Here is a 20412-nt window from a genome sequence, read left to right as displayed (position 1 = left end):
GGGACGTCGTACGAACATTCCGAACCCCGTCGCCAGAACCACGATCGCCATCGCCATCGCGACCATCCGCGGCGATCTCATCGAAAGCCCTCCCGGAGGGGTGAAGCGTTGCGCGGCGCCGGCAATGCGGCATGGCAATCTCTACAGAGTTGACTCATCCGAGGCGAGGGGCCATATGTCGATCAGTTCACCGTCGCTGGGGCGTCCGGTCGGCGCCCATGGAGAGCAGACGCGGCAGCGTGTCATCGCGGCCACGATGCGTTGTGTTGCCGAGGTGGGCTATTCCCGTGCGGCGATCCGCGAGGGTCGGGGGCGATCGGCGTGACCTGATCGCCCCCTGACTGTCGCATTCGCGAGTGAATTCGGAAATCGTTCGTCTCGGGTATGTGGTGGCTTGGACAACGCGTTCGTTCGCGTTGTCGTGTTATTTCGCCGATCCCCGGGCTCTGACACGGTTCTACCAAGAGCTGACAGGCATGCAGCTCGGCTATGACTCTGACGAGTTCGTCGCCCTGACCGATGGTTCGGGTTGCGACCTGGGCTTCCAACAGGTCGACCGATACCGGGCACCGCGGCGGCCCGGTCAGGACGTGCCGCAGCAGTTGCACCTGGACCTCAGGGTCGAGGAGCTCGACGCGGCGGAGAAGTTGGCCCTGGAGCTCGGCGCGGTCAGGCCGGACCACCAGCGGGGCGGCGACCGGTGGCGGGTGCTGCTGGATCCGGCCGGTCACACGTTCTGCCTTGTCGTCGGCTGATATGTCCTGTCTCGGTTGAGCTGGTGCAGTCTCATCGATCTGAGGCATTCAGCGGTTTGTCTCACATGACCTGTAGCAGCGCATAGTATTTCGCGGGTGATGGGTGCGTTGTCGGCGCGGGGTCCGGTTGGGGCTGCGGGTTTCGAGGTGGAGTTCGTGACCGTGGGTGGCCCGCTGGTACGGCGGGATCTGGCAGCGGCGTGGGATGTGCCGTTCGAGGTGGCGGATCGGCCGGTACGGACGTTGCGTTCACATCGGGGGCAGCGGAGTGATTCGAGCTGGTGGTGGATGGCGAGTTCGGCACGGCACGTCGGCTACGAGTCGTGGCTGGAACGGGACAACGTGATAGTCCTGGATGCCGATCCCGATGTCGCCGCGGCCGTGTCGCAGCCGTTCCGGTTGTGGTGGAGCGATGGGGTCAAACCGCGTCCACGCCTGCATGTGCCCGACTATTTCGTCCGCCGGACCGATGGCGGCGTGGTGATCATCGATGTTCGTGCCGACGACCGCATCGGGGACGACGATGCGGCGTTGTTCGCTGTGACCGAGGTCACGTGCCGGGCGGTGGGCTGGGAGTATCGTCGGGTCGGCGAGGTAGATCCGGTGCGGTCGCCAACCATATACGACCCGCCCACCTGCGCCGATATCTGCAGGACCCTCACGACGGCAACCACATCCGGCTCGACCGGCTCGCGCCCCTATCGGGCCGCTCACCAACCGCGCTGCAATACGCCCTCACCGATCTCCACCCCCACCCGACACAGGCCGGCCCGGCCAACCGCCGGTCGCGGTCCGCCCTTCAACGAACCGAAGTGTTCTGGCTGATTCGACGCGCCGCCCGCCTCGGCATGAGCATCGACGCGCTCGCCGACCGATACGGCGTCGGCGAACGCACCGTCCACCAAGCACTGAAGTCACCGAACCCGCAGCCACGCAAGCAAATACCCGCAGCGCGCGTCCCGGCTCGCCCCGTGTATCCAGAGCAAGGCCTCCGTGCCGGTGAGGAAATCGACGCGGGCTGGGGCTGGAAGATGCCCGAGCCCGACGGTAAGTACTCCCTCGGGGCCAGAAACGGCCACCTCGCGCTCTCAGGATACCCGGCTCTGGATCTACCGTGCGTGTGATTGAACGACGAAGCAGTACAGCGGATTTCGGACCGAGCGCCAGCGTTGGAATGAACCGTGCGCGGGTGAGTTCGGGACAGATGAGCATTCTTATCGGCCTCGGTACGTGGCTGAACGATCCTGCTGTCTCGGATCGGCTGGCGGATCTGAGGCTTGTGTCCTCGGCGTGTATGGGCGGACACGGCGGGGGGCGATCAGCGCGACGGTGGAGATACAGTCGGAGCCATTTCGACAGGTTTCGCGCGGTGTACTTCGTCGAGCAACTGCTCGATGTCGAAGTGACCGCCTCCCATTTTCATCACTCGTGCCAGTGGCATCGACTCGACCATCTGCAGTATTTCGGGACTGCGGGCCAACGTCGAGTCCGGGCCAGTTGTGAGTGCGCTGCGCAGGATGGGACCACCCACCGGGTGTGCCAGCCACTCCGCGAGCGTCGATTCGCCGGTCAAGGTCCCGGCGACTTCGGTGTCCTCGGCTGTGATGGTCACCGAGAGCCGCAGATCGCGCGATGAGGTACCGGCTGAGAGTTCGAATGCGCCCGGTTCGAACATACAACGGCCATGGTGGGTGCTGTAGAACGACAGACTCCGAGCGTCGAGTTCGAAGGTGACCGGGGTTGATTCTCCTGGCGCGAGATCGACTTTGCGGCGAGCTCACGAACGGGACGATCAACCGACGAGTCGATGTCTCTCACATAGAGTTGCACGACGTCCTTGCCGCGAACCGACCCGGTGTTGGTGACGTTGAGACGCACGTAAACTGTGATGTCGTCGCCGGTTCCGCGGACGGCGGCTTGGAGATCGGTGTAGTGGAACGTGGTGTACGACAACCCGTGCCCGAAGGGAAAACTGACCGGCATGTGCTTTGCGTCGTAGTATCGGTAACCGACATAGAGACGTTCGCCGTAGATCACAGAACTGTCGGAGCCTGGGAAGTTGAGGTGGGCCGGTGTGTCCTGAAGACGTAGCGGAATCGTCTCGGCGAGCCGACCGGATGGGTTGGCGATACCCATCAACAGATCCGCGATCGCCGACCCTCCGGCCTGTCCGGGAAGCCACATTTCCAGGATCGCCTTCGCGTGATGTTGCCAGCTGGATACTTCGATGACACCGCCGTTGCAAAGAACCACGATGACATTGCTGGTCACTGCGCCGATGGCAGTCAACAGCCGTGTTTGCGCAAGGGGCAGTTCCAAACCTCGGCGGTCGAAGCCTTCTGATTCCTCACCATCGGGCAAGCCCAGGAACAATACGGTGACCTCGGCGGTTGCGGCGGCCTGCACTGCTTGGGGCATCAGCGCATCGTCGGCACCCGACAGCGTGAATCCTGGATGGAAGCTGACCTCGATTTCTTTTCCAGCCACGGTGCGCAGCGAGTCGAGGGTGTTGTCGATCTGCGTCGGAACTACCTGGGAGCTACCGGCCCCTTGGTATCGCGGCGTCCGGGCGAACTCGCCGATCACCGCGATGCGGGTGTGGCCCTTCAGTGGCAGAACAGCGTCTTCGTTCTTGAGCAGCACAGCTGATTCTGCCGCCACGCGGCGCGCTAGCGTGTGATGGGCTGCCGAATCCACAGGATCGGACGGGGCGTTGGTGGTGTTGCCTATCAACATCAGCATCCTGGCGACTGCTCGATCCAGGACCTCCTGATCCAGATTGCCGGATCCCACGGCCTCGACCAAGGTTCGCGCGCTGGCGCCTCTGGTGGTGGGCATCTCCAGGTCGACTCCCGCGACCACGGCCGCTACCGGGTCTGTCACTGCGCACCAGTCCGAGACCACGACCCCCTCGAAGCCCCATTCCTCACGGAGCACATCGGTGAGAAGAAACCTGCTTTCCGTCGCGGGTACGCCATTGACGCGGTTATAGGCCGCCATCACCGTCCACGGTGCGGCAGTTGTCACGATGTACTCGAATGCCGAGAGGTAGATCTCCCGTAGTGTCCGCTCATCGACCTCGGCGCTGACCCGCATCCGATCGGTCTCCTGATTGTTCGCAGCGAAGTGCTTCACCGAAGCACCGACACCTCTGCTCTGGATGCCGCGTACCATCGCTGCGCCCATGCGGCCAGTGAGGTGTGGGTCCTCTGACACATACTCGAAGTTCCTGCCGCACAACGGTTATCGCTTGATGTTGACTCCTGGTCCCAGCAGAACCCCGACGCCTGCGGAGCGGCACTCGGCGCCCAGTGCCGCTCCGACCTCTGCTGCCAGTTCGACGTCCCAGGACGAGCCGAGTGCGGCGGCAGTCGGGAAACATGTCGCGGGCCTGCTGGTCTCGAAGCTGAACTGCGCTTCGCTGGGATCGGCCAAACGCAGACCGTGCGGACCGTCGGTCAGCGTGATCGAGGGGATAGCGAGCCGGGCGATCGCCGCCGTTTCCCAGCCGCCGGCTCCCGAGAGCAGTTCAGCTTTCTCATCCAGGCTCATGGCGCTGACGAAAGCGTCGAGTTCGGTCTTGTCGTGCATGAATGGATTCCCACCGTCTTGTCTTCGGACATCACTAACGCGCGTTACTGCGTCACAGTAGGCGTAGTCCATACTGTCGACAAGAGGGTCACCGTTCCCTACTACGCGCATGGTCGCCGGACCGACTCCCGCAGACCGTCCGGGGTAATGATGAGTCCCTCCTGGAAAGAGGGCCTATACCGAAGAGCGTTCGACTACTTGGGGAGTGATGGGGATGAGTGGAGCGTGCTGAGCGGCACCGGACAGGATGGCCACGACGGCTTCCGCCCGCTTGACACCCACTTCGCGGAGATCGAAAGCCACCGTCGTCAGCGCGGGTATGGACACCGCAGCTGTCGGAATATCGTCGGCGCCGATCACAGCGATGTCGGAAGGTGCCGTTAGCCCGGTGGCGTGCACGCCGGCGAGGACGGCCACCGCAATCTCGTCGTTGTAGGCGCAGATGCCAGTCACCGAGCGCGTTCTCCATCGTTGTACTGCGCGTGCGGCTTCGGCGGGGTTCAACGTAATCGCGTGAGTGATCGGAGCATCGAGACCTGCGTCGGCGCATGCGTCCACCGCACCTCGCAGGCGTTCCTCGGCCATGTCGAGCAGTTCGGGTCGGTCCGGTAGCGCGTAGCCGATCCTGCGGTGGCCTTTTGCGATGAGATAGTCCGCTTGCACGCGGCCGATCTGCTCAGTGGGAAATGTGGCCCCTTGCTGTTTGTCGGTCGGAATGACGACATCGGCGCCGGATCGATGGAGTTCCTCCACAACCCGCTGGGGGAATGGCGTCAGTCCGATCACGACCGAGGCATCTACACTGGCGCATACCTCCGACAGCGACCCACCACCATGCGTGGCCGCGAGATGAGCTACCAAGGTCAGACCGTGCGCCGCGAGGGCAGCGGCGAGTTCCTCCACGAACCGGGTGATCGCCGCGCCGAGCGGCAGGTCGGGCACCGAGAGCAATACAATGTCGCTACGACCGGCGGCCAGTGCGCGAGCGGCCGCTCGCGGCCGGTAGCCGAGGCGGCTCGCTGCCTCGACCACTCGTCGCCGCGTCTGGTCCGGAATGGACTGTCCAGGCCTGTTATTGAGAACAAAACTGACTGTGGTGCGCGAAACGCCCGCAGCGAGAGCCACATCGGAGCCTGTCACACGTCTTTTGGAGTGGATCATCTGTCCTCGCGCGTGTATGACTACCTCGTCGGAATGTCATCGTCGGGACCCTGGTCCCGAATTGGCGGTTCGCGGTGCACGATCGCCGACCACTACGGGGTGATTGTACATCCGCAGTGCCGGAGGGCGGATCGATGCTCGATTCGTGAGCCGGCGCAAGAGTGGACCGAGAGCGCGTACTTCGTCGAGGTGGAGTCGGCCATCAGCAGACGACGGCCGAGGTCGCGTTATGGGAGGTATCGATCCAGCGCGCGGGGTGGTCGAGCAGTCCGGCCAGTTCGAAATAGGCTGCTCCGGTAGCGCCTGGTGCGGGGTCGTCACCGGCGGATTCGATACGGGGGCTTTCCCAGCGGGACGTAAGCACTCTTACCTGCAGATATCGCCGCAGTTGGGGAGTAAGGAATTCGGCTAGCGCCCCAAGGTGTCCGCCCATCACTATCACTGGGATGTCCAAGAGATTGATCGCCCCAGCCAACGCAATGCCCAGGGCCCACGCGGCGCGCTCGAGGGCAGCGATCGGCACTGGTTCACCGGCTAGAGCGCGAGCGGTGAGATCGTGGGCGGTGGCCGATGATGGGAGGTTCGCGGCAGCGAGAAGAGCGAATCTGCCCACGTACAGTTCGAGGCATCCGGTGGACCCGCATCGGCACGGCGGGCCGTAAGGGTCGACGGTGAGGTGGCCGATTTCTCCGGCCCGGCCGTGCTGTCCGGTCATGACTTTTCCGTCGAGCACCGTGGCGCCACCGATACCGGCTTCCCCCGACAGGTAGAAGAAGTCACGCAACGGCCCGGGGCGGCCCGGGGCCACCTCGGTGATTGCCAGTGCTGCGTAGTCGGCCTCGTTTCCGATTCGCAGTGGCAGATGGGCGCGTTTCGCGAGCGGTAGGTGATCCTGTGGGGCGACATCAACCCAGCCGAGGTTGGGTGCTATCAGCAAGCGATCCGGATTCGTGGAGACGATGCCCGGTAGAGCCAGTCCGACGCCGACCAGTCTCGTGCCGAGGGTATCCGCGATGAGTCTCGTACTGATATCACCGAGCCTGGCGAGGACGGGACCGGCTTCGCTGCCGCGGAGATCGGAGAATTCGATGTGTTCGGCCAGCACGTCGCCGGACAGGGCGATGACCCGGCCCACGAGTCCGTCTGCCTTGACCTGCAATCCCAGCGCCGCGAGGCTGCGCCCGGCTGACACCGGGGTGGCAGGGCGACCTCGACCCGACGGCACGGCTTGGGCGAGTTCGGTGAGCACTCCACTGACGATCAGCTCATCCACCAGCCGCGAAACTGTGGCTCGGGTAATGCCGGTGGCGGTGGAGATCGCCGCCCTGGACAAGGGCTCGACGGCAGCCAACGCGGTGCGAGTCACCAGCCGCAGATTCGCCTCACGCAATGTGGACTGCCGGGAGCCGACCGGTAGGGACTCGGCAGGCGGGGGTGGTGGAGTCACCTGTTGACCTTATCTCGATCACACATTAAGTTTACCCTCTAAACAAAATGAGGAGAAGGTCGTGCGCCTGCCTACCAGGGAAGATAGGTTCTCATTCGGGCTGTGGACAGTCGGATGGACCGGGATCGATCCGTTCGGCGCCCCGACCCGCCCCGCGCTGCGACCATGGGACTACGTCGAACGTCTGGCCGAAATCGGCGCCTGGGGTATCAGCTTCCACGACAATGACGTGTACGCCTTCGACACCGACGAAGCTGAGCAGGACCGGATTCTCGACCGTTTGAAGACGACGGTCGACAGCGCGGGGCTCACGATCGAGATGATCACTACGAACACCTTCACTCACCCCGTGTTCAAGGACGGTGGCCTGACCTCCAACGATCGATCGGTGCGCCGCTTCGGGCTGCGCAAGGTGCTGCGCGCGGTCGACGTCGCGGCCCGGATGGGGGCGTCGACCTTCGTTATGTGGGGCGGACGTGAGGGCAGCGAGTACGACGGCTCCAAGGACGTCTTCTCGGCGTTGGAACGTTATAAAGAGGGCATCGACACGGTCGCCGCGTACATCAAGTCCCGGGGCTACGATCTGCGTATCGCGTTGGAACCCAAGCCGAATGAACCGCGAGGCGATATTTTCTTGCCGACCGTCGGTCATGCGCTTGCGCTGATCGCCGAACTCGAGCACGGCGACATCGTCGGGCTGAATCCCGAGACCGGGCACGAGCAGATGGCCAACCTCAACTTCACCCACGCCATCGCCCAAGCGCTGTGGAGCGGCAAGCTGTTCCATATAGACCTCAACGGTCAGCGTGGCCTGAAATACGATCAAGACCTGGTGTTCGGCCACGGTGACCTGATCTCGGCCTTCTTCTCCGTGGATCTGCTCGAGAACGGGTTCCCCGGCTGTCCCGACGGCCCCCGCTACACCGGGCCGCGGCATTTCGACTACAAGCCGTCGCGCACCGAACATTTGCCTGGAGTGTGGGAGTCGGCGAAGGCGTGCATGGACACCTATTTGAGGCTGGCAGCGAAGGCGCGCGCCTTCCGGCAGGACCCCCGTGTCATCGACGCGATGACCTACGCCGGGGTGTTCGATCTCGCCCGTCCGACACTCGGGGATGGAGAGAGCATCGAGGCATTCCGTTCGGCTGACGCCGACTTCGATCCGGATGCCGTGGCACAGCGCGATTTCGGCTTCGTCGGTCTTCAACAACTCGCTGTCGAACATCTCATCGGCTGAGGAGTAGGCGATGCCCCTGGTTGCCGGAATCGATTCCTCGACCCAGTCGTGCAAGGTCGTGATCTGCGATGCGGACTCGGGGCGAATCGTTCGTCACGGAACCGCCCCGCACCCGCCGGGGAGCGAGGTGGATCCTGAACGTTGGTGGGATGCCGTAGGGCTGGCGGTCGAACGCGCGGGCGGACTCGATGACGTTGCCGGTATGGCTGTCGCCGGTCAGCAACACGGCATGATCTGTCTCGATGAGAGAGGCCGTGTGATCCGGCCCGCGTTGTTGTGGAACGACACCCGTTCCGCGGCCGCCGCCGAGCAGCTGATCGTCGAATTCGGAGATGGGGACCCAGTGCTCGGTGCCCATCGATGGGCCGAGGCAGTCGGCACCGTTCCGGTGACATCGTTGACCGTCAGCAAATTGCGCTGGCTGATCGACCATGAACCCGACAACGCGGCTCTCACAGCCGCAGTAGCCCTGCCGCACGACTGGCTCACCTGGCGGCTGCGCGGTTCCACGGCGATACAGTCCCTGATCACCGACAGGTCCGATGCCTCGGGAACCGGCTACTTCGACGCGACGTCGGGCGCTTATCGGCGAGATCTGCTCGCCCTGGCGCTTCGTCGTGACGAGGCTGCATCGGCCGCAATATTCCTTCCGACCGTCCACGGCCCCCGCGAACCCGCTGGACGGGCATGTATCGATTTCGCAGCGAACGATACCCTGGTCGGGCCCGGGTGCGGCGACAATGCCGCAGCGGCACTGGGACTCGGCGTCGACGACGGCGATGTGTTCGTATCGCTGGGCACTTCCGGGGTCGCTGCGGCTGTCTCGAGCGATCCGGTCAATGATCCGTCGGGGGCGGTGGCAGGGTTCGCCGACGCTACCGGCGGATTCCTGCCGCTGGCCTGCACCCTCAACGCGACGCGAATCCTCGACGCCACTGCCGCGGTGCTTGGCGTCGATGCCGAAGAGTTCAGCGCGCTCGCACTTGCCGCTCGGCCTGGCGCGGGAGGATTGGTCCAGGTCCCCTATCTCGAAGGGGAACGCACACCCAATCTTCCCGACGCCACCGGTGTCCTGTACGGCATGACCCTGTCATCGTTGACGCGGGAAAACCTTGCCCGCGCGGCGGTCGAAGGGATGCTGTGCCTGATGGCCGACGCGATGGAAACCCTCCGGGCACAGAATGTCACCATCGATCGCGTCACTTTGGTCGGCGGCGGAGCCCGATCGAAAGCGGTGCGCGAAATCGCTCCGAGCGTTCTCGGTGTTCCAGTCGTTGTGCCCGAACCCGGAGAGTACGTGGCCCGAGGTGCGGCGAGACAGGCGGCATGGACACTCACCGGCGAAAACCGGCCACAGCCATGGCCGATGGTCGGCGTCCGGACCTACACCAGCGAGCATCGACGCGACATACTCGACCGCTACCGAGAATTCGCAGCGATCTCAGCTTGCCGTGCCGCGTCGACGACCGCCCTCTAGCAAACACCGTCAACACGTGATGTCGCCCGTCAATATGAAAGATGAAGACACTGTGGTCTACGCATTCGATCCCGAGCTCGCTCCCTGGACCTCGATGATCCCAACTCTCGACTTCGCCGATCTGGCGTCGATCCGCGACATGCTTCGCAACATGTCCAGCATGAACCGTGATGGCGGTCCGACGGCGCCGCGATACGAGCCTCCCACCCCGGTCGCTGTCCGTGACACGACGGCCCCCGGCCCGCGCGGAGCCCCGGATGTACCCGTGCGAATCTATCGCCCCGAGGAGTCCGATGCTCCCCTGCCCGGATTGCTCTACATCCACGGCGGCGGGTTCGTGATGGGAAATCTCGAATTGGTGGATCACGAGGTCAAGAGAATCGCATCCGAGGTCGGTGTCGTGGTGGTATGTGTGGACTACCGCCTGGCACCGGAGAACCCGTTTCCCGCCCCTCCTGAGGATTGCTACGCCGCACTCACCTGGACCGCCGAACACGCCGAAGAACTCGGCATCGATCCGGAACGCCTGGCGGTAGGCGGCGAGAGCGCGGGGGCTGGACTGGCTGCCGCAGTCACGTTGCTCGCTCGGGATCGTGGCGGGCCGACGCTGTGCTTCCAGTACCTCGCGGTCCCCGAACTCGACGATCGCTTGGGTACGCCGTCGATGCGCGACTACCACGACACACCGATCTGGCACCGTTCAGCAGCGGAGTTCAGTTGGGACAGCTACCTGGGGCCGGGGGTGCGTGGCACCGACGGCGTTTCGGCCTATGCCGCTCCCGCCCGGGCCGAGGACCTTTCCGACCTACCACCGGCTTTCGTGTCCGTATGTCAGTTCGATCCCCTGCGCGACGAGGGCATCGCCTACGCCCAACGCCTCGCGCAGGCGAACATACCCACCGAACTCGTCCTTTACCCTGGGACCTTCCACGGCACTGCGATCGTGCAGCAAGCGGCGATCACCCGACGTATCGTCGCCGACCAGATCGCCGCGCTGCACCGGGCCCTGCACGCCGGGGCGCAACAATGATCCGCACCTCGTTCAACGACGGCTGGCAGACCCGACCCAAGGTCAATCCCTTCGCCGAACTGGCCGGTGCCGTGGTCGCGTTCGAGCCCGTCACCTTGCCGCACGATGCGATGATCGCCCGACAGCGGGTGGCCCCGCGCGAGGGCGAGACCGGGATGGAAAGCGGCGCCGGTGCCTACTTTCCGGGCGGGGCCTGTGAGTACCGCAAATCCTTCGTCGTCCCCGAGGAGTACTCCGACAAACGGATCCTGTTCGAGTTCGAGGGGGTCTACCGCGACGCGGTCGTGCACCTCAACGGCGACTACGCCGGGCAACGTCCCTACGGATACTCCCAGTTCTACATCGACGCCGACCGCTTCCTGAAATTCGGACAGCACAACGAAATCCACGTCGAAGCCCGCAGCCATCGCGACTCCCGGTGGTATACCGGGGCAGGCATCTACCGCGACACGTGGATGCTGGTCGGAGGGCTGGTCCGGATCGGACCCGCGGGCATCCGTGTCAACACACCCGATATCGACCGTGACCAGGCCGTCGTGGAGGTCGCCACCAAGATCGAAAACGACTCGATCAGAATACGGACGGTCGAGGTCGTCACCGAAATCCACGATGCCGCAGGAGCTGTCGTAGCCCGCGACACCTCCGAGCTCACCGTGCTACCCGGTGAACCCGCAACTGCCCGTCAGCGGCTCTATCTGCGCGACCCGTCGTTGTGGAGCGTCGATTCGCCCACTCTGTACCGCGCGCAAGTAACGCTAGGCAAAGAGAACGGTACGGTCGACACCGACACCGTCACCTTCGGGGTCCGCTCGCTCCGCCTGGACCCCGAGCGAGGGCTACGCATCAACGACGAGACCGTCACATTACGCGGCGCCTGCGTGCACCACGACAACGGCGTCCTGGGCGCCGCGACGTTCGCTCGCTCGGAAGAGCGACGCGTCGCGATACTCAAGCACGCGGGGTTCAACGCGATCCGCATCTCCCATCAACCCATGAGCACAGCGATGCTGAATGCGTGCGATCGCCTAGGCATGCTCGTGGTGGACGAGACCTTCGACGTATGGACCTCCGGCAAAAGCGAATTCGACTACAGCCTGAACTTCCCCGAATGGTGGGAACGCGACGTCGAGGCCATGATCGCCAAGGATTTCAACCATCCCAGCGTCATCCTCTACTCCATCGGCAACGAGATCCCCGAAACCGGCACCCCCGTCGGTGCCGCGTGGGGCCGAAAGCTCGCCGAAAAGGTCCGATCCCTCGACAGCACCCGCTACCTCACCAACGCCGTCAACAACATGCTCGCCGTGATGGCCGACCTCGCGAAGATGAAAAGCCAAGCAGCACAGGCCGCCACCGAGGACACCGGCATCAACACGCTGATGGCGGACCCCGGACAGATGATGAACGCCATCAGCGCCTCCGAACTGGTAACCCGACGCACAGCCGAGTCCTACAGCATGCTCGACATCGCAGGCATGAATTATGCCGACAGCCGCTACGCCCTGGACCGTGACCTGTTCCCGAACCGAATCATCCTCGGCACCGAGACATTTCCCACCCGGATCGACGAGAACTGGCGACTGGTCGAACAGTACGGCCATGTCATCGGGGACTTCACGTGGACCGGATGGGACTACCTCGGAGAGGTCGGTCTCGGCCGGGCACAGTACCTTGCCCCCGACACCCCGAAACCTACCCACACCGCGCCGCATCCCTACCTGGTTGCAGGCTGCGGAGACATCGACATCACCGGTCACCGCAAACCCGCCTCCTACTATCGCCAGATCGTCTTCGGGCTACGCAGACAGCCCTACATCACGGTCGAGAGACCCCAATACCACGGACAGGCCTTCGCTGGAACGCCCTGGGCATGGCGGGATTGCATCTCCAGCTGGACCTGGCCCGGCTTCGAAGGCGAACCGATCACCGTCGAAGTCTACGGTGACGCACACGAGGTCGAGTTGTTCCTCGACGGCCGCTCTCTGGGGCGACGTCCGGTCGGCGAAGACCATCGATTCCGCACCGAATACAACACCGTCTACCACGCCGGTGAGCTGCTTGCCCTCGCCTACGAAGACGGCGTCGAAACCGGCCGCAGCCTCCTACGAACCGCGACAGGACCGGTGCTGTTGCGCGCCGAGGTCGATCGAGCGGTCATCGCCGCAACCGGTGGCGACCTCGCCTATATCGAAATAACCCTGACCGACGCACACGGCACCTGCTACACCTACGCCGATCGCCCGGTCAGCGTCGAAATCTTCGGCGCCGGGGTCCTTCAAGGCTTCGGCAGCGCCGACCCATGCACCGAAGAACGATTCGACGCCAACGAACGTCGCACCTACGACGGACGCGCACTCGCGGTCGTTCGCCCCACCGACATCGGCGTCATCCGTGTCGTGGCTCGCGCACCGGAATGCGATCCGACCGAAATCTTGATCACGGTCGAGAAGTAGTTAGGAACCAGCATGAAAATTCAGCGAATCCTCGTCGCCGCCGTGACGGCGCTTCTGCTCTCGGCCGTTGGCTGTAGCAGAAGCGAAAGCATCGGCGAGGACACCGGTCAGCCGACGAAGACGACCACCACCACAGCCGATCTCGGGTCCCTGCGAAACCTCTGCCAGAGCGGCACACCGTCGGCCGCGACCGGTCGCGGAGTCACCGCCGATGCCATCACCCTCGGCGTGTTCACCGACATGGGATTCACCAAGAACTCCGAACTGGTCGACGCCGCGAAGGTTTTCACCTCATGGTGCAACGACCACGGCGGCGTCAACGGCCGCAAACTCGTCCCCGTCATCCACGACGCCAATCTGACCGAAGTCCGCCAACGCATGCTCGAAGCCTGCCGCACCGACTTCGCACTCGTCGGTGGCAGCGCCGCCTTCGACGCCCTCGGCGTCAAGGATCGGCTCTCATGCTTGCTGCCCGACTTCCCCGCCCAGGTAGACCAAGTCGAGAACGTCGGTTCCGACCTACAGGTGAACGCCTCCGGAGGAACCTCCGGCATGCACGAATGGCTGTTGAACCAGGCATACCCGTCCTCGGCCCCCTCTGTCGGACTCATCGTCGGCGACGCACCGATCGCCAAAGTCGCGGGCGACATGCTCCGCGAGTCACTGCCGGGCTCCGGCGCGACCATTGTCTACAACGGCATATACCCCGCCACAGGCGTACCGGACTGGACGCCCTACGCACAGGCCATCAAATCCGCCGGTGTCAAGGGCATGGTCTTCCTCGGCGACTACCGCAGCCTGGCTAAACTCGAAGAAGTCCTCACCTCGATGGACTACCGCCTGGACTGGGTCGACGCCAACAGCAACGCCTACACCCCGGAATTCATCCAACTCGCCGAGAATTCTTTGTCCGCCCAGCACAACTACGCAGACCTGTCGAGCATCGCGCCCCTGAGCGCAGCCGACACCACCCCCGCGGTCGCCCAGGTCAAAGAACTGTTCACCACATACGCCCCCGGCAAGAACGTCACCTACCCGGCGTTGCGGGCCTTCAACCAGTGGGCGCTGTTCGCCAAGTCGGCCAATGAATGTGGTGACAACCTGACCCCCAGATGCGTCTACACCGCAGCCACGAAACAAACAGCGTGGACAGGCGGCGGACTGCAGGCAGCGGTCAACCTGACAAACCCGCGCGCATCGTCCGACTGCTTCAATGTCCAACAGGCCACACCCACAGGCTGGCGACCCGCCGACTTCCAACCCGACACCGGCCCTTTCCGCTGCGACATACCCGCATACACGCCGAAGGGTGACTACGGCAAGGCTCGCACCCTGGCCGACGTCGGCAAGAGCATGAGCGATGTCAAATAGTGAATCGTCCTGGAGAGGCAGGGCGTACTTCGCCATCAGATCGAACCGGGCCGGTTGTTCTGCATCGCGACGAGGTACGCCAGGCTCTTGCCAGGAACGCGTTGTTCTTATCCGGTTTCGAGGCCTGCCGACGCAATCGACGTAACTACGCCCGCTAGGTCGTGTTCAGGGAGCTTGTCTCCGATGGCCGGCGTGGCGATCCGGCGCTGCTCGGCCTGACCCAAGCGTCGAAGGACGAAATGCCGGGCTTCTGGTCCGTGGAGGTCGAAGCCCAGTGGACGTGCCGGCACCGGATGCAGGGCAGCTCCGCACATTTGTGGTAGTCCTGTGGGCATCCAGTCGACGGGGGGTGAAAGTCTGGTGCCGTCCATGGGAGTCGGACCCTGCTCGATCGGGCTGAACGGTGCCAGGATGTCGGAACTGTACGAGATGGCCGAAGGTGAAGGCGTTGCTCAGTTCGGCCAGCCGATAGGTGCCGAGTTCGGCGAACAGATATCGACGGATGACCAACACAAGGTTCTCGCGGTCGCCCGACTCGCGTCGCTGACGACATCGAGGCTTCACTATGGTCGGCGAGAACATCCTGAGAGTCGGTGTTGCTGTTGGCCTGACCGTCGACCTGCGCCCCCGATCGCGTCTCGGCTACCCCAGGGGAGGTAGTTACCTGCTTGGCGTGCCGCAGTGGCGCAAGTGTCGAAGGCCTGTGTTCGAGCCCGATCCTTGTGCGGCACACTGATTCGACATGTCCGGTGTCGACAACGAAGCCGGATTCAGGCGAGTAGCCGCGCGGCGATGGCCCGTGCGCGCGCGGCGGCTGCCGGACTCGACTCGCGCACCGCCGTCACGATCGCCCCGTCGACCAGGAGCGCGAATTCCGCGGCCAATTCGGCGGCGTCGGGGCGGCCCGCGTCCTGCAGCAGTTCCGCCAGGTAGTCGATGACGCGCCGCTTGTGCATGTCGGCGACCCGGTGCGCGGGAGAATCCGGATCGGCCATCTCGATCATGGTGTTGATGAAGGCGCAGCCACGGAAATCGTTGCGCGCGAAACGTTGCGCGAGTGCGTCGAATACCGCGAGCGGGCGTTCGGCGGGCGCGCGGTTCTCGGCGTCGACCGATTCCCGCAGCCACGCCAACCACCTGCGGTCCCGGTCCTCGAGCACCGCGACGACCAGCGCGTCCTTCCCGTCGAAATGCCGGTAGAAGGAGGCGCGGCCGACCCCCGATTCCTGGAGCAGCCGGTCGACACCGACCGCGCGGATCCCCTCGGCGTAGAAGAGATCTTCGGCGGTGGTGAGCAGACGCTGCCTGGCCCGGGTTGCCATGAGCACGAGACTAGCAGAACGGCACCAATCGGTACCGTTCTTCTTGACGAAGATGGCACCGATCAGTACCGTCTGAATTCGGCACCGATTGGTACCGTTTGGAGTCGAGCTCGGAGCGCACATGTCCCGACTGCCCCTGATCACCACCGAAATCGCCGACGACGAACAGAACGCACTACTCACCGAGGTGAAGCGCCAACTCGGGCGAGTCCCGAATCTCTATGCCGCCCTGGCGAACAGCCCCGCCGCACTGCGCGGCTACCTCGATCTGCGCGACGCGCTGACGGCGGGCGTGCTCGGCGCGCGGCTGCGTGAACAGCTGGCCCTGCTGATCGCCGCCGAGAACGGTTGCGACTACTGCGTCGCCGCGTACACCATGCGCGCCGGTCGCATGGGGTTCGGCGAGCGTGAGATCGCCGATACCCGCGACGCCCGCTCCGATGAGCCGCACTCCGACGCGGTCCTGCGGTTGGCGCGCGACATCCTGCGGACCCGAGGCCGGATCGATGACGCCGCACTCGCCGCCGCTCGCGCCGGGGGCGTCTCCGACGCCGAGATCGGCGATATCACCGGCCATATCGCCCTGAACGTGCTGTCGAACTACTTCAACCACATCGCCGGGCCGGAACTGGATTTCCCGGCCGCGACCTCGACGGAAGGATCGAAGATGAACCAGGCATGGCGCGATGCCGCCCGCGTCGAACTGGCCGAGGGCTACACGCTGCTCGATCGCGAGGGACAGCCCGCGCGCACGGTGCAGGACGCGCGGATCTCGATCGAGGGTGGCTTCCTGCACATCCGGGTCGCCGACGACGCGGATATCCAGATCGTCTCGGCTCCGGGCGTCGCGCTGGTGACCTACCGGGCCGAGTGAGCGACGCGGGCACCACAGCTGCGCTGCACCCGGTGTGCGCGACGCTGTCGACCATGACGTGTCCCGTCGTCGCCCGCGCGGGCATGTGCGTGCGGCGAACAGCGCCTGTCCGCGTCGCGACGGCGATATCGCCTCCGAGATCGGCATGATCCAGCGTTGGCAGTTCGTCGCATCCTCCAGCGGCGACCGGGCAGCGTCCCCTTTCCCCGGGTGATGCCCAACCGGCTCCATCGGTGCAACATCGCTGTGGCGCAGCATGTGTCGCGGTACAGGTCGCGGTTTCGGGACACCGGTGAGTATCCGGTTTGGGCATGGTGAACTCCACCCAACACACCGGAACCGCTCCAAACCCGGACCGTGAGTCGCTGTCGGAGTTGCCGCGATGGAGCGCGATCGCACAGTCCCGCAACGCCACACCATCTCCTGTGGTCCCGGTCACCGCCACCACCGTGTGGTAGGTCGCCCGGCCTCCGCGCACCCAAAAGTATTATGGCAGAGTAGGTTAGGGGTCCAGGTCCGGCGACAGACTCGGTTCGTGTCCGGGGTCGGAGAGTAGCGCAGCGGTCGCGCGGGAGCCCGGAACCCCTGCGGTGCCGGAGTGCACACGCATCCGGCGCTCACACCTCTCGTCGCGTCGGTTTTCCGCCGGAGGGCGCGGCGAGTCCGTTCGCGAAGGGATAGTGATGTCGGTCGATTACACCGCACCGGTCGAGGCGAAGCTGCTTGCGATGCGCGAGGAGTACCAACAGATACTGCGGTCGCCGCGGCGGTGGTCCCTGCGGGATCTGTTCAGCACACCGGAACTCGATATCGTGGAATACTGCCGCGATCTGACACCGAACCGATTCGGGGAGCCGGCCTGCCGGGAGGTGGAACGGTGGTGCCGCCAGCACCGGATCTGGCTCGAACCCGGTGCGACGCACTACAACAGCATGACTCCCTACCTGCATCCGAACACGGTCACCGTCGAGCGGATGACGGTGATCGGCCTGTTCAACGCCATCCTGTACTGGCTCAACGACACCGTGGGACGTGACAAGCACGCGCACTTGTCCCACACGCAGCAACAGCACGCCCGAGCCACCATCGACCGCCTCTGTGACATGCTCGAAACCGGCACCGTGCCACCGGAACCCGTCCCGGTCGAAGTCGCCACCCACGAATTCCTGCAACGACTCAGCCGCGACGCCGACCCGCGCTGGCTGCAGGAAACCCTCGCTTCCACCGTCGCGCATCTGCGCCCAGCCAACCGTGATCAGAACGCCCGCGCCCGCGGGCAACTCCTCGACGTCCAGGACTACATCGCGCTACGCGCCGACATGTCGGGAATGTATCCGGTCATCGCGTTCTGCGAATACGGGCGTGACACCTACCTGCAGTGGGGTCCGATCACTGCCACCGGGCTCGACACCGACCTGTTGCGACTACGGCAACTGACCGTGCAGATCGGGGGCCTGATGAACGACCTCTTCTCCTTCGAGAAGGAATGCATCACCGGTGGCGCCGACTCCAACTTGATCCCGATCCTCCTGCTCAACTCCACAGACGCGACCCTGGCCGACGCGATCGAGCACGCCGCCGCACTCGTGCGTGAGCAACTGACCGAATTCCACTCCCTGCGTACCGGACTCACCGCGCGCCGCGCCGCACTCGCCGACACCGCACTGGCAACCATCATCGGTGAGCACATCGACGACCTCACCGGCGCGGTGCAAGCCACCTGGGTGTGGCAGGTGCGCACCGCCCGCTACAAACGCAGCTCCATATTCACCGAAAACCACCAGCATTGAGCTCGGTCGCTCGCATCGCTCCCGGCGGCACTCCGTTCGGACAGTCGTGGCCGACCCACGACGCGTTCGACGCACTGACCGGTGCCATCGGCGTGCCTGATACGCCGACAACCGGGATCGAAACAGGGGGTCACTCGCACGCCGCAGACTTCGATTGCCCTGGGGCGGGGCAGGTCGTGGGTCTACCAGGGTGGCGAGCCCATCGCGGCTGCTGATGCCGGTGCCTCGGGAAGCGCGGAACAGGTGGCCTTCCACGGTCCGTATCGAGGTGACGAGTTGTTCGGCGATCTGACGATTGGACATCCCCGCGGCGACCAGGGCGATCACCTCACGTTGTCGCACGGTCAAAGGGCTCGGGCACCGCATGGCGTGTAACGCGGGTGTGGCGGCTCCGGTGATGGTGGCGAGTCGGGTCGCGGGCTGCGGCGGCTCGGTTACCGAGGGCGCGCGGCATCGGTGAAGAAGGTACCCCGTGGTATCGGCATCGTTGGCTACTGAGCCTCGATACCTTCGAAGACGACGTCGACGATCCTGTCGGCGAATGCCTCATCGAGGTCCTGGCGAGTCAGAACTCGAAACAGCAGCGCACTCACGATCAGCTGAACGACAGTGTGCACCGGGGGAGTGATCGTGCGATCGGATTCGGACTGTCGTCGATCATCGCGATGTCCGCCGAGGCGGTAGTCGTCCCGGCAGCTCACCGCGATAGGTCATCGGAGGCGCATCCACGATCCGTGCCGCTCTTGGTGAACCGACGAAAGAAGTCCCAGGAAGCGGAGGAGGCGTCGGGCCCCTCAGGGTCGGACCAGCGGGACCATCGCGGATCGCTCGAGCCTCCCGACCAGAAATGGCCCATCCCGTCGACTATCCACCGTTCTCCGATCCGGCAGCCCGACCTGTTGCCGAAGACCTGCTTCGTCCAGGTGTACCCATCGGGTACCGCGCCATGGACCGTCGAGGCCGGGTCGAGTTGGTAGGAGTCGTCGGCGCCGAGGTCGGCCGCGATCAGGTTGTCGGTTGCCATCCACTGCGCGAAGGCCAGTCTGCTACATCCCCCCGGAGCCGACTCCTCGCCCAACGGGTCGACGGTCCCGCCGATGGCGAAGAACGGCATGACCCTCGCCGCGGTGCGCATCTGCGCGACGGCTTCCCGGGCGTACAGCGGTACGACATCGTCTGTCAGCGCGGCACACGACACATTCATGCCGTAGCCGCCTCCGGCGCTGACCCCGATGGCCGCGTAAAGGTCGGAATAGGCAGCACCGCCGGCGCTCGCCTGGAATCCCCCGGACGACATACCCATCAGATAGACGCGTTCGGGGTCGACCGTGTAGCGCTCCATCGTGGCGCGGGTGATGGCGGCGACGATGTCGGCGTCACCGCCCGCACCACGCTGCCCGCTCGCCGGATCGCCGAAGAACGCGCGCCAGCATCCCCCCGCGGTCGCCTCGTTCACATCCGGATATACGACCAGAAATTGCTCGCTGTCCGCCACTTCGTTGAGCCCCGTCGAGTACATCTGCTGTTCCGCGGTCGTCGAGCAACCGTGCAAATTGACGTATAGGGGCCACGAGTCACCGGAACGGTAGCTCGGCGGCGTATAGACGAGATACGGATTGGTACCGCTCGATGACGTGTACGTCCAGCTGTGCACGGTGCCGTTCCCGCCACGGGGCGCCCCGGCGGCAGGCTCGGCGTCGGAGCGAGTCCCGAGGTTGGCGACGACGACCATGCTCGCGGCAATACATATCACCCCCAACACGTTCCACGCTGACCATGGAGATCGAATCTCGCGAACGCGCACCCGACCGGCCGCTGTGCGGACCCGGACTCTCGAAGGGGCGAACCGTCGCATGCGTCCCGGCCTGCTCACGACTCACCCGGTCCACATGATGCCGAATACC

Annotated in this window: 17 protein-coding genes and 3 pseudogenes; 11 read left to right on the top strand and 9 right to left on the bottom strand. The window is 64.6% G+C overall.

Annotated elements, in window-relative coordinates; all coding sequences use genetic code 11:
* Positions 1-175 precede the first annotated feature (175 nt).
* The 4 genes and pseudogenes from OG225_RS18100 to OG225_RS18085 all read left to right on the top strand — a co-directional run.
* A pseudogene (locus OG225_RS18100) lies at positions 176-304 on the top strand (TetR/AcrR family transcriptional regulator); the annotation flags it as partial.
* An 82-nt stretch (positions 305-386) separates the two neighbouring features.
* Positions 387-755, top strand: coding sequence for a VOC family protein (locus OG225_RS18095; RefSeq protein WP_405183295.1), 369 nt, complete (start codon positions 387-389; stop codon positions 753-755).
* 156 nt (positions 756-911) lie between these two features.
* A complete protein-coding gene (locus OG225_RS18090; RefSeq protein ID WP_405182737.1) occupies positions 912-1580 on the top strand; it encodes a TnsA-like heteromeric transposase endonuclease subunit in 669 nt (222 codons plus the stop codon).
* Positions 1568-1879: a hypothetical protein gene (locus tag OG225_RS18085; RefSeq protein ID WP_405182736.1), complete on the top strand. Its 312-nt coding sequence runs from the start codon at positions 1568-1570 to the stop codon at positions 1877-1879. Before OG225_RS18090 ends, OG225_RS18085 begins: the two co-directional genes overlap by 13 nt.
* A 194-nt stretch (positions 1880-2073) precedes the next feature.
* Here the strand turns inward: OG225_RS18085 and OG225_RS18080 are convergent.
* The 5 genes and pseudogenes from OG225_RS18080 to OG225_RS18060 all read right to left on the bottom strand — a co-directional run.
* A pseudogene (locus tag OG225_RS18080) lies at positions 2074-2466 on the bottom strand (hypothetical protein); the annotation flags it as partial.
* The gene (locus OG225_RS18075; protein ID WP_405183294.1) at positions 2364-3929 is read right to left on the bottom strand and encodes a glycoside hydrolase family 3 C-terminal domain-containing protein; all 1566 of its coding nucleotides are present in this window, start codon (positions 3927-3929) and stop codon (positions 2364-2366) included. The gene OG225_RS18075 and the pseudogene OG225_RS18080, both read right to left, overlap by 103 nt.
* A gap of 69 nt (positions 3930-3998) precedes the next feature.
* Entirely contained in the window at positions 3999-4346 is a 348-nt protein-coding gene (locus tag OG225_RS18070; protein WP_405182735.1) for a hypothetical protein, read from the bottom strand.
* Between the two features lie 174 nt (positions 4347-4520).
* On the bottom strand, positions 4521-5486 hold the full coding sequence (locus OG225_RS18065; protein ID WP_405182734.1) for a LacI family DNA-binding transcriptional regulator: 966 nt from the start codon (positions 5484-5486) through the stop codon (positions 4521-4523).
* A 223-nt stretch (positions 5487-5709) separates the two neighbouring features.
* Positions 5710-6954 carry an ROK family protein gene (locus OG225_RS18060; protein ID WP_405182733.1) on the bottom strand — a complete coding sequence of 415 codons (1245 nt, stop codon included), beginning with the start codon at positions 6952-6954 and terminating at the stop codon, positions 5710-5712.
* A gap of 61 nt (positions 6955-7015) precedes the next feature.
* Between OG225_RS18060 and xylA the strand changes: the two genes are divergently transcribed.
* The 5 genes from xylA (at position 7016) to OG225_RS18035 (ending at position 14522) form a co-directional block, all read left to right on the top strand.
* Entirely contained in the window at positions 7016-8191 is a 1176-nt protein-coding gene (gene xylA, locus OG225_RS18055) for a xylose isomerase (RefSeq protein ID WP_405182732.1), read from the top strand.
* A 10-nt stretch (positions 8192-8201) separates the two neighbouring features.
* Positions 8202-9668, top strand: coding sequence for a xylulokinase (gene xylB, locus OG225_RS18050; protein WP_405182731.1), 1467 nt, complete (start codon positions 8202-8204; stop codon positions 9666-9668).
* A 265-nt stretch (positions 9669-9933) separates the two neighbouring features.
* Positions 9934-10698, top strand: a complete 765-nt coding sequence (locus OG225_RS18045) for an alpha/beta hydrolase (RefSeq protein ID WP_405182730.1) — start codon at positions 9934-9936, stop codon at positions 10696-10698.
* Positions 10695-13151, top strand: a complete 2457-nt coding sequence (locus tag OG225_RS18040) for a glycoside hydrolase family 2 TIM barrel-domain containing protein (RefSeq protein ID WP_405182729.1) — start codon at positions 10695-10697, stop codon at positions 13149-13151. Before OG225_RS18045 ends, OG225_RS18040 begins: the two co-directional genes overlap by 4 nt.
* A gap of 12 nt (positions 13152-13163) precedes the next feature.
* A complete protein-coding gene (locus tag OG225_RS18035) occupies positions 13164-14522 on the top strand; it encodes an ABC transporter substrate-binding protein (RefSeq protein WP_405182728.1) in 1359 nt (452 codons plus the stop codon).
* Between the two features lie 770 nt (positions 14523-15292).
* Here OG225_RS18035 and OG225_RS18030 read toward each other — a convergent pair.
* Positions 15293-15844, bottom strand: a complete 552-nt coding sequence (locus tag OG225_RS18030; RefSeq protein WP_405182727.1) for a TetR/AcrR family transcriptional regulator — start codon at positions 15842-15844, stop codon at positions 15293-15295.
* 121 nt (positions 15845-15965) lie between these two features.
* On the opposite strand from OG225_RS18030, the gene OG225_RS18025 reads away from it, so the two are divergent.
* Both OG225_RS18025 and OG225_RS18020 read left to right on the top strand, forming a co-directional pair.
* Positions 15966-16718, top strand: coding sequence for a carboxymuconolactone decarboxylase family protein (locus tag OG225_RS18025; protein ID WP_405182726.1), 753 nt, complete (start codon positions 15966-15968; stop codon positions 16716-16718).
* Positions 16719-17401: 683 nt separating this feature from the next.
* Entirely contained in the window at positions 17402-18508 is a 1107-nt protein-coding gene (locus OG225_RS18020) for a terpene synthase family protein (protein ID WP_405182725.1), read from the top strand.
* Positions 18509-18715: 207 nt separating this feature from the next.
* Here the strand turns inward: OG225_RS18020 and OG225_RS18015 are convergent.
* The 3 genes and pseudogenes from OG225_RS18015 to OG225_RS18005 form a co-directional block, all read right to left on the bottom strand.
* A pseudogene (locus tag OG225_RS18015) lies at positions 18716-18874 on the bottom strand (helix-turn-helix transcriptional regulator); the annotation flags it as partial.
* Between the two features lie 125 nt (positions 18875-18999).
* Positions 19000-19209: a hypothetical protein gene (locus tag OG225_RS18010; RefSeq protein WP_405182724.1), complete on the bottom strand. Its 210-nt coding sequence runs from the start codon at positions 19207-19209 to the stop codon at positions 19000-19002.
* The gene (locus tag OG225_RS18005) at positions 19206-20261 is read right to left on the bottom strand and encodes an alpha/beta hydrolase family esterase (protein WP_405182723.1); all 1056 of its coding nucleotides are present in this window, start codon (positions 20259-20261) and stop codon (positions 19206-19208) included. The genes OG225_RS18010 and OG225_RS18005 overlap by 4 nt, the downstream gene beginning before the upstream one ends.
* Between the last annotated feature and the right edge of the window lie 151 nt (positions 20262-20412).

The sequence above is a fragment of the Nocardia sp. NBC_01377 genome, from assembly GCF_045040005.1.
Classification (GTDB): Bacteria; Actinomycetota; Actinomycetes; order Mycobacteriales; family Mycobacteriaceae; genus Nocardia; species Nocardia noduli.
This window is presented reverse-complemented; position numbering and strand designations above follow the sequence as displayed.

Bases quoted from the DNA above. Each gene is read 5' to 3' on its own strand.
- OG225_RS18070 (WP_405182735.1), bottom strand. From the start codon at position 4,346: ATGCACGACAAGACCGAACTCGACGCTTTCGTCAGCGCCATGAGCCTG.
- OG225_RS18025 (WP_405182726.1), top strand. From the start codon at position 15,966: ATGTCCCGACTGCCCCTGATCACCACCGAAATCGCCGACGACGAACAG.
- OG225_RS18040 (WP_405182729.1), top strand. From the start codon at position 10,695: ATGATCCGCACCTCGTTCAACGACGGCTGGCAGACCCGACCCAAGGTC.
- OG225_RS18020 (WP_405182725.1), top strand. From the start codon at position 17,402: ATGTCGGTCGATTACACCGCACCGGTCGAGGCGAAGCTGCTTGCGATG.
- OG225_RS18035 (WP_405182728.1), top strand. From the start codon at position 13,164: ATGAAAATTCAGCGAATCCTCGTCGCCGCCGTGACGGCGCTTCTGCTC.
- OG225_RS18075 (WP_405183294.1), bottom strand. From the start codon at position 3,929: ATGGTACGCGGCATCCAGAGCAGAGGTGTCGGTGCTTCGGTGAAGCAC.
- OG225_RS18030 (WP_405182727.1), bottom strand. From the start codon at position 15,844: ATGGCAACCCGGGCCAGGCAGCGTCTGCTCACCACCGCCGAAGATCTC.
- xylB (WP_405182731.1), top strand. From the start codon at position 8,202: ATGCCCCTGGTTGCCGGAATCGATTCCTCGACCCAGTCGTGCAAGGTC.